The organism is Arthrobacter sp. Rue61a (assembly GCF_000294695.2).
In the GTDB taxonomy this organism is placed as follows: Bacteria; Actinomycetota; Actinomycetes; order Actinomycetales; family Micrococcaceae; genus Arthrobacter; species Arthrobacter aurescens_A.
In genome coordinates this window covers 142,174-156,204 of record NC_018531.1, presented here as the reverse complement: position 1 = coordinate 156,204, position 14,031 = coordinate 142,174, and the positions used below count along the sequence as shown (strand labels likewise).

Annotated in this window: 9 protein-coding genes and 2 rRNA genes; all 11 read right to left on the bottom strand. The window is 60.1% G+C overall.

All coding sequences use genetic code 11. The annotated features are described in order from the left end of the window. Nucleotides 1-7: 7 nt before the first annotated feature. The 11 genes from ARUE_RS00750 to folP all read right to left on the bottom strand — a co-directional run bounded on the left by ARUE_RS00750 (nucleotide 8) and on the right by folP (nucleotide 14,026). A 23S ribosomal RNA gene (locus ARUE_RS00750) occupies nucleotides 8-3,150 on the bottom strand. 576 nt (nucleotides 3,151-3,726) lie between these two features. Further along, nucleotides 3,727-5,249, bottom strand: a 16S ribosomal RNA gene (locus ARUE_RS00745). The 16S and 23S rRNA genes sit together here, the layout of an rRNA operon. Before the next feature lie 946 nt (nucleotides 5,250-6,195). After that, a complete protein-coding gene (locus tag ARUE_RS00740) occupies nucleotides 6,196-7,713 on the bottom strand; it encodes a DHA2 family efflux MFS transporter permease subunit (protein WP_014920376.1) in 1,518 nt (505 codons plus the stop codon). 105 nt (nucleotides 7,714-7,818) lie between these two features. After that, nucleotides 7,819-8,721: a pantoate--beta-alanine ligase gene (panC, locus tag ARUE_RS00735; RefSeq protein WP_011772923.1), complete on the bottom strand. Its 903-nt coding sequence runs from the start codon at nucleotides 8,719-8,721 to the stop codon at nucleotides 7,819-7,821. A gap of 5 nt (nucleotides 8,722-8,726) precedes the next feature. Continuing rightward, nucleotides 8,727-9,635, bottom strand: coding sequence for a Rossmann-like and DUF2520 domain-containing protein (locus ARUE_RS00730; RefSeq protein ID WP_014920375.1), 909 nt, complete (start codon nucleotides 9,633-9,635; stop codon nucleotides 8,727-8,729). Then, nucleotides 9,628-11,199 (bottom strand): PH domain-containing protein, encoded by a 1,572-nt coding sequence (locus ARUE_RS00725; protein WP_014920374.1) that lies wholly within the window; start codon nucleotides 11,197-11,199, stop codon nucleotides 9,628-9,630. Before ARUE_RS00725 ends, ARUE_RS00730 begins: the two co-directional genes overlap by 8 nt. Next, on the bottom strand, nucleotides 11,196-11,708 hold the full coding sequence (locus ARUE_RS00720) for a PH domain-containing protein (protein ID WP_011772920.1): 513 nt from the start codon (nucleotides 11,706-11,708) through the stop codon (nucleotides 11,196-11,198). The genes ARUE_RS00725 and ARUE_RS00720 overlap by 4 nt, the downstream gene beginning before the upstream one ends. Beyond that, nucleotides 11,689-12,210: a DUF3180 domain-containing protein gene (locus ARUE_RS00715; protein ID WP_011772919.1), complete on the bottom strand. Its 522-nt coding sequence runs from the start codon at nucleotides 12,208-12,210 to the stop codon at nucleotides 11,689-11,691. Before ARUE_RS00715 ends, ARUE_RS00720 begins: the two co-directional genes overlap by 20 nt. After that, nucleotides 12,207-12,752, bottom strand: coding sequence for a 2-amino-4-hydroxy-6-hydroxymethyldihydropteridine diphosphokinase (gene folK, locus ARUE_RS00710; RefSeq protein ID WP_014920373.1), 546 nt, complete (start codon nucleotides 12,750-12,752; stop codon nucleotides 12,207-12,209). The genes ARUE_RS00715 and folK overlap by 4 nt, the downstream gene beginning before the upstream one ends. Beyond that, nucleotides 12,749-13,108: a dihydroneopterin aldolase gene (gene folB, locus ARUE_RS00705; RefSeq protein WP_011772917.1), complete on the bottom strand. Its 360-nt coding sequence runs from the start codon at nucleotides 13,106-13,108 to the stop codon at nucleotides 12,749-12,751. The genes folK and folB overlap by 4 nt, the downstream gene beginning before the upstream one ends. Before the next feature lie 12 nt (nucleotides 13,109-13,120). Further along, nucleotides 13,121-14,026, bottom strand: a complete 906-nt coding sequence (folP, locus tag ARUE_RS00700) for a dihydropteroate synthase (RefSeq protein WP_014920371.1) — start codon at nucleotides 14,024-14,026, stop codon at nucleotides 13,121-13,123. Between the last annotated feature and the right edge of the window lie 5 nt (nucleotides 14,027-14,031).

Here is a 14,031-nt window from a genome sequence, read left to right as displayed (position 1 = left end):
GTGTTGTGTGGTGTAAGTTGTTGGCCTATTAGTACCGGTCAGCTTCACGAGTCTTTAGTCCTCGCTTCCACATCCGGCCTATCAACCCAGTGGTCTGGCTGGGGGCCTCTCACACATAATGTGTATGGAAATCTCATCTTGAAGCGAGCTTCCCGCTTAGATGCTTTCAGCGGTTATCCCATCCGAACGTAGCTAATCAGCGATGCACTTGGCAGTACAACTGACACACCAGAGGTTCGTCCGTCCCGGTCCTCTCGTACTAAGGACAGCCCTTCTCAAATTTCCTGCGCGCGCAGCGGATAGGGACCGAACTGTCTCACGACGTTCTAAACCCAGCTCGCGTACCGCTTTAATGGGCGAACAGCCCAACCCTTGGGACCTACTCCAGCCCCAGGATGCGACGAGCCGACATCGAGGTGCCAAACCATGCCGTCGATATGGACTCTTGGGCAAGATCAGCCTGTTATCCCCGAGGTACCTTTTATCCGTTGAGCGACGGCCATTCCACAATGTACCGCCGGATCACTAGTCCCGACTTTCGTCCCTGCTTGAGATGTCTCTCTCACAGTCAAGCTCCCTTGTGCACTTACACTCGACACCTGATTGCCAACCAGGCTGAGGGAACCTTTGGGCGCCTCCGTTACTTTTTAGGAGGCAACCGCCCCAGTTAAACTACCCATCAGGCACTGTCCCTGACCCGGATCACGGGCCGAAGTTAGATGTCCAAAGTGACCAGAGTGGTATTTCAACGATGACTCCACCCGAACTGGCGTCCGGGTTTCAACGTCTCCCACCTATCCTACACAAGCCACTCCGAACACCAATACCAAACTATAGTAAAGGTCTCGGGGTCTTTCCGTCCTGCTGCGCGTAACGAGCATCTTTACTCGTACTGCAATTTCGCCGAGTTTATGGTTGAGACAGCGGGGAAGTCGTTACTCCATTCGTGCAGGTCGGAACTTACCCGACAAGGAATTTCGCTACCTTAGGATGGTTATAGTTACCACCGCCGTTTACTGGGGCTTAAATTCTCAGCTTCGCCCGTAAGGGCTAACCGGTCCTCTTAACCTTCCAGCACCGGGCAGGAGTCAGTCCGTATACATCGTCTTGCGACTTCGCACGGACCTGTGTTTTTAGTAAACAGTCGCTTCCCCCTGGTCTCTGCGGCCCACACCCGCTCACGGAGAGCAAGTCTCCATCACGGGGCAGGCCCCCCTTCTCCCGAAGTTACGGGGGCATTTTGCCGAGTTCCTTAACCATAATTCTCTCGATCGCCTTGGTATTCTCTACCTGATCACCTGTGTCGGTTTGGGGTACGGGCGGCTAAAACCTCGCGTCGATGCTTTTCTTGGCAGCATAGGATCACCGGATCCCCCCGAACGGGGGTCCCATCAGATCTCAGGATCGTGCTCGAAGCACACAGGAACGGATTTGCCTATCCCTGACCCTACATCCTTAGACCGGGGCAACCATCGCCCGGCCCGGCTACCTTCCTGCGTCACACCTGTTAATACGCTTACCTCCCGGGATCAGGTCCCGCGCTCGGCCAAAACCCACAACACCACAAGGGTGAGCGGGCAGGCTCCGGGCGGTTAGTATCCCCCGCTTGGCATGGGCGGTTTTTCGCCGGTACGGGAATATCAACCCGTTGTCCATCGACTACGCCTGTCGGCCTCGCCTTAGGTCCCGACTTACCCAGGGCAGATTAGCTTGACCCTGGAACCCTTGATCATTCGGCGGACGGGTTTCTCACCCGTCTTTCGCTACTCATGCCTGCATTCTCACTCGTGTAGGCTCCACCGCTGGTTTCCACCGCGACTTCACTGCCCACACGACGCTCCCCTACCACTCCACACCCCTGAACCACGAAGGCTAGGGCATTATGTGAAATCCACAACTTCGGCGGTGTACTTGAGCCCCGCTACATTGTCGGCGCGGAATCACTTGACCAGTGAGCTATTACGCACTCTTTCAAGGATGGCTGCTTCTAAGCCAACCTCCTGGTTGTCTTCGCAACTCCACATCCTTTCCCACTTAGCACACGCTTAGGGGCCTTAGTTGGTGGTCTGGGCTGTTTCCCTCTCGACTATGAAGCTTATCCCCCACAGTCTCACTGCTGCGCTCTGACTTACCGGCATTCGGAGTTTGGCTGACGTCAGTAACCTTGTAGGGCCCATCGGCCATCCAGTAGCTCTACCTCCGGCAAGAAACACGCAACGCTGCACCTAAATGCATTTCGGGGAGAACCAGCTATCACGGAGTTTGATTGGCCTTTCACCCCTACCCACAGCTCATCCCCTCCATTTTCAACTGAAGTGGGTTCGGTCCTCCACGACGTCTTACCGTCGCTTCAACCTGGCCATGGGTAGATCACTCCGCTTCGGGTCTAGATCACGCCACTACACTCGCCCTATTCAGACTCGCTTTCGCTACGGCTACCCCACACGGGTTAACCTCGCGACGTAACACTAACTCGCAGGCTCATTCTTCAAAAGGCACGCCGTCACCAGAATCAGACTGGCTCCGACGGATTGTAAGCACACGGTTTCAGGTACTGTTTCACTCCCCTCCCGGGGTACTTTTCACCTTTCCCTCACGGTACTGGTCCGCTATCGGTCATTAGGAAGTATTTAGGCTTATCAGGTGGTCCTGACAGATTCGCACGGGATTTCTCGGGCCCCGTGCTACTTGGGATACTCCCCAGGCCGTGCACAACATTACGGTTACGGGGCTCACACCCTCTCTGGCCGGCCTTTCAAGACCGTTCACCTATGCCTGCACCTCACCTCACTGGTCCGGCAGAACCAGAACGGAAAGTCCCACAACCCCGCCCATGCAACGCCCGCCGGCTATCACACATGGAAACGGTTTAGCCTGATCCGCGTTCGCTCGCCACTACTAACGGAATCACTATTGTTTTCTCTTCCTGCGGGTACTGAGATGTTTCACTTCCCCGCGTTCCCCCCACGCACCCTATGTGTTCAGATGCGGGTCACACAATCACCTTGCAGCGTTGTGCGGGGTTTCCCCATTCGGACATCCTGGGATCAACGCTCGGTTATCAACTCCCCCAGGCTTATCGCAGATTCCTACGTCCTTCTTCGGCTCCTAATGCCAAGGCATCCACCGTGTGCCCTTAAAAACTTGACCACACACAGACCGGACTCTCATCCGATCATGCATCATCTATTCGAGAGAACCATGACCACAAGGGCCAGGTTCATTCATAAGAAATTGCTGTAAGAACACACACACCAACCCCAAAAAAGGGATCAGCCACGTGTGTGTTCTAGATGCTCGCGTCCACTATGTAGTTCTCAAACAACAACCCCGTCAACCAGACCACCACCCACCACAACCCACACCACAGCGGGGCCGTGCACGATGAACAGTGCTACCGGAAGCAGGAACAAAAGAAACACCAGAAGATGCCCCCATGCATTGCTGCAAAAAGGTCCTGTTGCCTCAGGACCCAACAGTGCGCCAAACACAACCCCACACACCCGCACCCCGGCAGCGTTCCAAACAACACCACACCCACAAGGGGCACAGGTTGCCGTACTGGCACCAGGACACAACCGGTGAAGGCCATGCCAAACAAGTTTGATTCGTTGATATTCCACCCATGAGCACCCACCGCAGAACAGACGCCTGCGCAATGGGCAACACTGACAACCACCACCACACCCATGCAGGCGCAGCAACCAGTTGTTAGCAGCTCCTTAGAAAGGAGGTGATCCAGCCGCACCTTCCGGTACGGCTACCTTGTTACGACTTAGTCCCAATCGCCGGTCCCACCTTCGACGGCTCCCCCCACAAGGGTTAGGCCACCGGCTTCGGGTGTTACCAACTTTCGTGACTTGACGGGCGGTGTGTACAAGGCCCGGGAACGTATTCACCGCAGCGTTGCTGATCTGCGATTACTAGCGACTCCGACTTCATGGGGTCGAGTTGCAGACCCCAATCCGAACTGAGACCGGCTTTTTGGGATTAGCTCCACCTCACAGTATCGCAACCCTTTGTACCGGCCATTGTAGCATGCGTGAAGCCCAAGACATAAGGGGCATGATGATTTGACGTCGTCCCCACCTTCCTCCGAGTTGACCCCGGCAGTCTCCTATGAGTCCCCGCCATAACGCGCTGGCAACATAGAACGAGGGTTGCGCTCGTTGCGGGACTTAACCCAACATCTCACGACACGAGCTGACGACAACCATGCACCACCTGTAAACCGACCGCAAGCGGGGCACCTGTTTCCAGGTCTTTCCGGTTCATGTCAAGCCTTGGTAAGGTTCTTCGCGTTGCATCGAATTAATCCGCATGCTCCGCCGCTTGTGCGGGCCCCCGTCAATTCCTTTGAGTTTTAGCCTTGCGGCCGTACTCCCCAGGCGGGGCACTTAATGCGTTAGCTACGGCGCGGAAAACGTGGAATGTCCCCCACACCTAGTGCCCAACGTTTACGGCATGGACTACCAGGGTATCTAATCCTGTTCGCTCCCCATGCTTTCGCTCCTCAGCGTCAGTTACAGCCCAGAGACCTGCCTTCGCCATCGGTGTTCCTCCTGATATCTGCGCATTTCACCGCTACACCAGGAATTCCAGTCTCCCCTACTGCACTCTAGTCTGCCCGTACCCACTGCAGAACCGGAGTTGAGCCCCGGTCTTTCACAGCAGACGCGACAAACCGCCTACGAGCTCTTTACGCCCAATAATTCCGGATAACGCTTGCGCCCTACGTATTACCGCGGCTGCTGGCACGTAGTTAGCCGGCGCTTCTTCTGCAGGTACCGTCACTTTCGCTTCTTCCCTACTGAAAGAGGTTTACAACCCGAAGGCCGTCATCCCTCACGCGGCGTCGCTGCATCAGGCTTGCGCCCATTGTGCAATATTCCCCACTGCTGCCTCCCGTAGGAGTCTGGGCCGTGTCTCAGTCCCAGTGTGGCCGGTCACCCTCTCAGGCCGGCTACCCGTCGTCGCCTTGGTAGGCCATTACCCCACCAACAAGCTGATAGGCCGCGAGTCCATCCAAAACCACAAAAGCTTTCCACCACCATGACATGCGCCAGATGGTCGTATCCGGTATTAGACCCAGTTTCCCAGGCTTATCCCAGAGTCAAGGGCAGGTTACTCACGTGTTACTCACCCGTTCGCCACTAATCCCCCCAGCAAGCCAGGGATCATCGTTCGACTTGCATGTGTTAAGCACGCCGCCAGCGTTCATCCTGAGCCAGGATCAAACTCTCCGTTGAAGAAAAACAAATCAAACAGACACAACCACACCCACCGGAAATAACGGCGACCACGGCTGCACAAAATTCGAAACCAGCTGAAAACCAGACCACCACACACGGGGGTGCATGACAATCCGGCATAAATTCAACCAATTGATAAAACAATCGGTATCAACAAACTTGGCACACTATTGAGTTCTCAAACAACAGACACTAACCGGCACCACCAAAACCCCCACACAGGGGCCCAGGATCGCTCCGGAGCAACTTTTCAAAGTTACCCGAACCAGCCGCACAAAGCAAACCAGCCACAGGCCTCCCCCACCAACCAGAAGCACACAAAAGCACAACCGGAACCGGTGATTTGAAAGGGAGATTGTCGCTAACTTTCCGCATCAGCGGCGGCGACTCGAATAACTTTACACGCGCCCAACCCCCACACCAAATCCACCCCAACACCACCCAAAAACACCGCAAACACAAGGAAAACAACCACAAACCACCCCCCAACCACCCCAAAACGACAACGACAAGTTTCCGTGAAGCCCGTCACACAAACCAACCACCGGACACCGGCCGGCAAACCCAACAACCCAACACGCCGCCGTCGAACCCTTTAAGCACCAACGCACCCCCACCAAAAGTGCGAGAGCGACGCGTTCAAACCCGAGGGATGTGAGAGAGCGTCCAAAAGGGGGTGGCGGCTATCAGGCAGAGCGCCCCGCCAGGAGGCACCACCGAGCGCGCAGGGGATAACGCGCCGTCACCCACCTGCCACCAAAACCCCAAACCCAGCCACCGCCGTCGAACCTCACAACCAGACGGCCACCCCGCCGTTAAACAGCAACGCTCCCCCACCGAAGTGAGAGAGCGCTGAGCTGAAACCCGAGGGATGTGAGAGAACGTCCCCCTCAAACCCGAGGGAAGTGAGAGAGCGTCCGAAGGGAGGGGTGGCTAACCAAGGTCAGTGACCTCCGTGGCCTCCGGCACCTTCCGTCTTGCGCATCATGGCGCCCAGGACTACTGCAGCCACCGCGATAACGGTCGCAGCCAGGAATGCTGCCTGCATGCCGGCCACCAAACCGGAGGATGCAGAAACCACAGCATAGATGGACACGAGCAGCGCAGTCCCGGCAGCACCCGCAACCTGCTGGGCCGTGCTGATAATCGCTGAACCGTGGGAGTAAAGGTGCGGCGGCAGCGGGTTCAGGCCAGTGGTGAATGCCGGAGTAAACAGCAGGGCCAGTCCGAGACTCAAGGTGACGTGAAGCGCGACGACCCACCCGAGGGAGCTGGCTTCATCAAGGCGCGAGAACTGCCACAGGGTCAGGACCATAAGTACTGAGCCCGTTACAGTCAGCGGCAGGGGACCCACTTTGTCGAAGATCCGCCCGATAACCGGCCCCAGCAAGCCCATGGCCAAACCACCTGGCAGCAGAGCCAGTCCGGTCTCCAAAGGCTGAAGGTGCAGGGTGTTCTGGAGGTACAACGGCAACAGGATCACGCCGCCGAACAGGGCCATCATGGCAACGACCATCAGCAGCGTGGAAACGGTGAACATGCGGAACTTGAAGGCGCGGAGATCCAACAGCGGGGAGTCGGACTTCTGGAGCTTGAGCTGCCGGAAGACAAACAATGCAAGGCAGAGAACTCCCACTACCAACGCGATGACGGGAACGACGCCGGCCTCAGCTCCACCGATCTGGCTCAAACCGTAAACCAGCCCACCAAAGGCGGGGACGGTAAGGATGACAGAAGGCACGTCCAGCGTGGTCTTCTCCCGTTCGCCCACGTTGGTGAGGTACTTGGCGCCGATCGCGAACGCCGCCAGGGCAACGGGCAGCACGAACACGAACATGAAGCGCCAGGAGAAGTGGTCCAGGATGATGCCGGAAACGGTTGGCCCCATGGCAGGTGCAACCGAGATGGCAATGCTGACGTTGCCCATGACGGCACCGCGCTTGGACATCGGCACCAGCGTGAGGATGGTGGTCATCAGCAGCGGCAGCATGATGGCAGTACCACCTGCTTGTACTATGCGCGCCAGCAGCAACACCAGGAAGCCCGGCGCCAGTGCGGCCAGCAACGTTCCGCCGCTGAAGAGTCCCATGGCCAGCATGAACGCCCCGCGCGTACTCATCCGTTGCAGGATGAAGCCCGTGGTGGGGATGACGACTGCCATGGTCAGCATGAAGCCCGTGGCCAGCCACTGCACAGTGGACGCGCTCACCTGCAGATCCGTCATGAGGCGCTGCAGGGCGACATTCATGATGGTCTCGTTGAGGATCACCACGAAGGTTGCCACCAGCAGCGTGACAATGACCGTCACTGATTCGCGTGACATCTTCCCGGACACGGGCGCCTGGGACACGGGCGCCTTGACCGCCGGCGCCTGCGGGGGCGCCGCCTCCGTGGAGGTGACAGAGCCGGAAGCGCTGGATTCAGGCTTGCCGTTGGCGTCGGACGTGACGTCGGTAGACATGAGGATTCCCCAAGGTTTGGATTTGGTGTCCGGCGATCTGTGCCGGTGAAGACTAAAACAGTCTAAACGCCCATCCAATTCCCGTCAGCAGAAAAATTCCAAACGTTAGGAGAACAACGGAGCGTTGTCGATGAGCCGGACTGCCCCCACCTTGGCGGCGATAATCGCCAAACCTTCACCACGGAACGGAGTCTCTTTGCAGTTCTCCGCGAGAGGCTCCAGCGTGGCAGGATCCACGACGTCGAAGTAGTCCAGTTCCACAAGCGGCTGGGATTCGACCAGTGCGACGGCGGAATCGAGGTGGAGCGGTTCGTGCGCGTTCGCGCGGGACTCGATCAGGCGCAGAGCCCGCGACAACACCAACGCGGCATCGCGTTCCGCGTCGGAAAGGAACCTGTTGCGGCTGGAGAGCGCCAATCCGTCCTCACTGCGAACGATTGGCACAGGAATGATCTCCACCGGGAAGTTCAGGTCCGAGACCATCCGCTTGACCAAGGCCAACTGCTGCGCGTCCTTCTGGCCAAAATAGGCCCGGTAGGCCGCCGTCGTGCCGTCCGCCGCAGCACCTCCGGGGAGCCCATAGTGCAACAGCTTGGCCACCACGGTGAGGGCTCCGTCAAAATGTCCCGGGCGGGAGGCCCCTTCCCACTTTTCACCCAGCGGACCGGATGTCACCCGCACCAAGGGCTGGCCGCCGGGATACACCTCGTCCACGGACGGCGCGAACACCAAGTCAACGCCCTCGGCATCGAGCAGTGCCATGTCGGCGTCGAGCGTGCGCGGGTAGCGGTCCAAGTCCACGGCGTCGCCGAACTGCAGTGGGTTCACGAATATGGTGGCCACCACTACGTCGTTTTCCGCCACAGCGGTCCGGGCCAGCGCAGCATGGCCCGAATGCAAAGCACCCATGGTGGGTACAAGTCCCTGCGAATTTCCACCTTTGGCTGCCAGGAGCCGGGCACTCTCAGCCCGCAGTTCCGCCGCGGTGGTCACGAGTTTGATGGCCATGCTGTTCAGTTTCCTTCCGGTGCCTCGGGTTCGGCGCCCAAGGCCTCGTCAATCTCGGTCAGTTGTTCGGGGCGCAGCAGTCCGCGGTTTCCAGCCCTGCGGGCAGTCGCCCGTGCCATGGCCTGGTAAGCCGAAAGGACATCGCCGCCAGCACCGCCGTCGTACTCTTTCAGTGCCTGAGCATGCGCAGAAACGGTACCCACATCCCCGCGTGCTACAGGACCGGACAGCGCAGACTCGCCGGACGCTAGAGCGTTTTCCAGCGTCGCGCGCAACAGCGGACCGAGCATGGACTCCGGGTTTTCGACGCCGATCTCCCGCAGCATCTGCGATGCCTGCGCCACCAGCGTGACCATATGGTTCGAGCTGTGCGCTAGTGATGCGTGATAGATGGTGCGATCGGCCTCGGCAATCACCACCGGCTCCGCGCCCATCTCCACCACCAGTGCCTGGGCGATCGGCAGCATGGCAGCATCCGCCGTGACACCAAACGTGCAATCCATGAGACGGGTCAGGTCCAAGCTCATGCCCGTGAAGGTCATCGCAGGGTGAAGCGCCAGTGGAATCGCGCCGACCGCGCGGACCGGGTTGAGAATACCGACGCCGAACCGGCCTGAGGTGTGCGCAACCAGTTGGCCGGGCTGCCACGCACCGAGCTTGGCCAACCCCGCCACCAACTCGCCGAGGGCGTCGTCCGGGACGGCAAGCAAAACGAGCTCCGAGCGTTCCACGATGTCCTGTATCTCCAGGATCGGTACGCCGGGAAGCAGGTTTTCCGCACGCTCGCGGCTCGCTTCGGATACAGCAGAAACCCCGACGACGGCGTGCTCGGCCGCGCGCAGGGCGGCACCCAACACGGCACCCACCTTGCCGGCGCCGATGATCCCGACGCCGAGTCGTCCTGGCCTAGCCATCGTGGCGGTCCTCCCGTTGGGGTGAAGTGCGGGGTGGTTCCGGCTGCGCGGGTTGTTCGTTAAGTGTGGCTGCGACCTCCGGAGCCTGCGGAGCTACCTGAGCCAGCCATTGTTCGCTGGTTTGCCGCTTCCGTGCTTCCCGGGCACGGGCCGCCTGCTGGTCGAAAAGCTCCACCGCCTGGGTGACGTCGGCTTGGAACACCCGTGGGGAAACCGGCCCGGCCGTGGTGTGGAGGACAAGATCGGCCACCTTGAAGCGCCTCGCCCACGGACCTTGGTGCAGTGCCATGGACTGCGTCCGTTGATGCGGAACCATCACAAGCGTGTGCCACCAGCGGCCGGACCGGATTAGCAACGCAGTCTTAGTGGCAAGGAAGCCGTTGCGTCGCCATCCAAGCGGGGCCAACAAACGTGCGCGGCGGGGAGTGGTGGTGAAGCCGTCCACCAGTGCCGAACCAGCTCCAGCCGGCCCCAAACCATCCAACCCCGCAGAGAACACCCGTTCCGGATCCTCAACTCCCGGATCAGGCAACACCAACGACATCATCCGCAGGACATCGGACTTCATGCCAACAGGCAGCAACATGGTGCGGGAAGTGCCCTCCGTGCTGGCTGAAACCCCGTAACCGGCAACGTTGACATGTATGCGGTACCAGCCGAAGATCCTCCACAGGGGCGGTTGCGTCACCATCAGCGCCTGGATGCGGCCGGGCGGCAAGGTCTGCGCCTGCGTGTCCAAAAGGCCGTATCGAAGGCGGATCCCATCCGGCGAGATTGCGGCAGTGAAGTTGTAGCCCTTGTTGAAGGAGCTCCAATACGCGGCGCCGATACCCAGAATGCCGGGAATCAGTGCCAGGAAAAGCGTCTGGTTCTGCGTGAAAACGGACACAGCAACCACCACTGCCGCGCCGACCAGGATTCCGACGGTCTGCTCGCTCAGCAGCAGGGACCCGACCAGCCGGGACGGCGGCACTGACAGCACCACGTGCTCCGGAGCTTCAGGAACTTCCTCTGCCGTCTCGGGCCCGCTGACCACGCCGGCCGCCCGCGCAAGAATGGTGGCACGCAACTGCTTGGCCTTATCCAGCGGGAGGTAAGCGAGCCGCACTGCCGACTCGCCGGCGTCGGCAACTTCAAACTTGAGTTCAGCGAGCCCAAAGATCCTCGCCAAAAGTGGTTGCACAATGTCGATAGCCTGAACGCGATCCAAGCGGGCCTGCCGTTGCTGCTTGAACAGGAAGCCGGTGTTGACGCGGACATACCCCTCGGCCACCTGGTAGCGCGTGAAGTACCAGCTAAGAATGAAACCGCCAACGGTCAACAGAAGCACCACGGCGCCGCCAGCCAAGAGCCACGGCACCCGACCGTTGAGGTTCGGGTCCACGAAATCCCGGCCCTGCAGCATCCGCTCGAAAGCATCGCGGCCAAAGAAGAACCCGACGGCGGCAAGCGCCACCCAGCCCCGAACGAACGGTGACGCAGGGTGGACGCGGTTCCAGCCGCCGTCGACGGTTGGTTCCGGCTTCCCCGGGAGGCTCGCAGTTGCGTTGCTCTCCAGGCTCACAGCCCGGCCAACCTGGCTTCTCCGCGAGCCGAAAGCTGTTCGCGCAAGCGTGCCCCTTCTGCAGAAGGAAGACCAGGCAGGTGCGCATTGGTTCCAGCCGACGCCGTGTGAAGTTTCAGCGTGCACAGTCCCAAGCTGCGTTCAACGGGACCAACCGCAACGTCCACATATTGCATCCGACCGTACGGGACCACCATGGTCCGTTGGAAGAAGATGCCACGGCGGATGAGGAGGTCGTCGTCGCGCTCGGCATAGCCGATTGCACGTACTTGGCGGGGAATCAGAACCAGCCGCCACAGCGCCAACACCAGCATCACCGCCGGAACCGTGATGGCAAGCCACAACGGCGGCCAACGCCACCAGCCGAGCAGCACGAAAATGAGAGGCAAACTAAGGACCGCCAACATCACTACGTTGCCGATGGCCCACTCCACCAAGCGCACCGTGACGTACTTGGGGGATACCCGCAGCCACTGGACGCCGGGAGGATCAATCGCCTCGGTATGCATACTCGCCTTCACCTTTAGTTTCGCCGCGACGGGTTTCCGGTCCGGCGGTACCGCCTTCCAGATCCTCTGGCGGGATCCGGCAGAACCGCTCCACCACAAGTCCGACCACAACCATCACCACGCCACCGCCGCCCATCAGCACGGCGTTCCACAGGATTCCTTCGCCCCCGCGCAAACCACCTATTCGGAGAAGATCCACCGTGATCCCCGCATGCCAGCCAAGGAGCAGCGTCCCGGCGTAAGCGCAGGCCTGGGCAAGAATCAGGGTCCTTGCCGCCAAGATCGGATTGAGCAGGTTCTTCTTCTTGCCGTTGCGCCAACGCAGGACACGGATGCCCATGATGAGCGTCAGCACCGCGATGACAGCCATGGTGACGAGCGCCGAAACCGGCAGCACCGGTGTTGGCATGCTGAAACGGTTGGTAGTGACCGTGGCCAACCATCCAATGACGGCAGCGATGACGGCGATGAGCACCAGAACTACGGGGCGCATTGCTTTCATGGCTGCTCCACAGCTCCCGTCGCAGGCACACCGGCAACGTCACCGAAGCCGTCGAAGCGCCGGATGTCCGGCATGTCAGCGGCGACGGCGGCCAGTTCAGCCACGCTTTCGCCATTCAGCGTGGCGTGCGGCTCAAGTAAGGACCACGGGTAAAGCACGAAAGCACGCTCAGCTGCCCGCGGATGCGGAATGGTCAGAACGGGATCGTCGCTGAGCACGTCACCGAACACGATGATGTCCACGTCAAGCGTTCTTGGGCCCCAGCGCACCTCGCGGGTGCGGTGATGCTTCTGTTCCACCGCGTGGCAGTGCTTCAGGAGCTCCAAAGGCGCCAATGTCGTCTCCACAGCCATGACCATGTTCAGGAAATCTGGTTGGCCCTCCGGACCGCCGACGGCCTTGGTCTGCACCACCGGCGACACACCCAAGAGGCGCACCTCCGGCGGGTCCACCAGATCCGCAACGGCAGTGGACAGGGTGTCGTTCCGCTCCCCCAGGTTGCTGCCAAGAGCCAGGATGACCTTGGTATAGCCGGACGTCATGATCTCTCCCGGTGGACGCTGACCGTGACGTCGCCAAAAGGCACCTCAATGGGGGCCTTGGGCTTGTGGACGGTGACATCGACGGCGGCAACCTGGTAGTTCTCGAGGATGCCCTCGGCAATCCTGACAGCCAAGCCCTCTATGAGGTTCAAAGGCTCGCCCTCGATGTGCTTGGTGATCAGTTCAGCCACCTCGCCGTAGTGGGCCGTGTACTGGAGATCGTCCGTCTCAGCCGCTTTGGTGAAGTCCGTGTACAACACGGCGTCCACAACGAAAGGCTGGCCGTCACGGCGTTCGAAATCGAACACTCCGTGATAACCGACGGCGGTGACGCCGGTCAGCGTGATCCTGTCCACAGCGATATCCAATCAGCGGGAAATGCGGGCGGCGACCTTGACGGCGTCAAGGCTGGGGCCGACGTCGTGAACGCGGACAGCCCAAGCGCCCTTAGTGGCGCTCAAAGCGGTAATGGCAGCGGTGGCAGCATCGCGTTCCAGAGGCGCAGCGGACTTACCTGCCACCGTGAGAAGCGAACCGAGGAACCGTTTGCGGGAAGCCGCAACCATCACCTTGTGGCCCAGCGAGAAAAGCTGGTCCAGGTTCTTGAGGATCTCCCAGTTCTGGTCCTCGTTCTTGGAGAAACCGACGCCGGGATCGATGATGATCTGCTCCGGCGCAACGCCAGCTGCGTAAAGCTTGTCGCGGACGCCGCTGATCTCAGCCACCACGTCCTCCGTGACGTTGTTGTAGTCCGTGAGGCTGTCCATGGTCAGGGCGTCGCCGCGGCGATGAGTCAGGATGTACGGAACCTTGGTCCGGGCAACGAGCTCTGGCATGTCCGGTTCAATCGTCAGGCCGGAAACATCGTTGATGATGGCAGCGCCTGCCTCGATGGCAGCGGCAGCCGTGGACGTGTGCATTGTGTCAATGCTGACCAGCGCTCCTGCCTTCACCAGTGCCTGGATCACGGGGAGGACGCGGCGCTGTTCTTCCTCAGGGGAAACCGGTTCAGCGCCGGAGCGAGTGGACTCACCCCCGACGTCGATGATGTCTGCGCCTGCGTAAAACATGCGCAGGCCGAGCGCGATGGCGGTGTCCGGTGTCCGGTGCGTGCCACCGTCGCTGAAGGAATCCGGGGTGACATTGAGGATTCCCATGACGAGCGTGCGGTCCGTTGGCAGGTCCTCGAACCTGGCCGCGGGGCGCGGTTTGCGGAGAATCGACAACGGGCTTGTGGCCGGGCCGGTTCCGGGTGCTGCAGCGAGGGAGTCCATAGTGC

Excerpts from the sequence above, each read along its gene's own strand:
- ARUE_RS00740 (WP_014920376.1), bottom strand. The coding sequence starts at position 7,713 with ATGTCTACCGACGTCACGTCCGACGCCAACGGCAAGCCTGAATCCAGC.
- panC (WP_011772923.1), bottom strand. The coding sequence starts at position 8,721 with ATGGCCATCAAACTCGTGACCACCGCGGCGGAACTGCGGGCTGAGAGT.
- ARUE_RS00730 (WP_014920375.1), bottom strand. The coding sequence starts at position 9,635 with ATGGCTAGGCCAGGACGACTCGGCGTCGGGATCATCGGCGCCGGCAAG.
- ARUE_RS00720 (WP_011772920.1), bottom strand. The coding sequence starts at position 11,708 with ATGCATACCGAGGCGATTGATCCTCCCGGCGTCCAGTGGCTGCGGGTA.
- ARUE_RS00715 (WP_011772919.1), bottom strand. The coding sequence starts at position 12,210 with ATGAAAGCAATGCGCCCCGTAGTTCTGGTGCTCATCGCCGTCATCGCT.
- folK (WP_014920373.1), bottom strand. The coding sequence starts at position 12,752 with ATGACGTCCGGCTATACCAAGGTCATCCTGGCTCTTGGCAGCAACCTG.
- folP (WP_014920371.1), bottom strand. The coding sequence starts at position 14,026 with ATGGACTCCCTCGCTGCAGCACCCGGAACCGGCCCGGCCACAAGCCCG.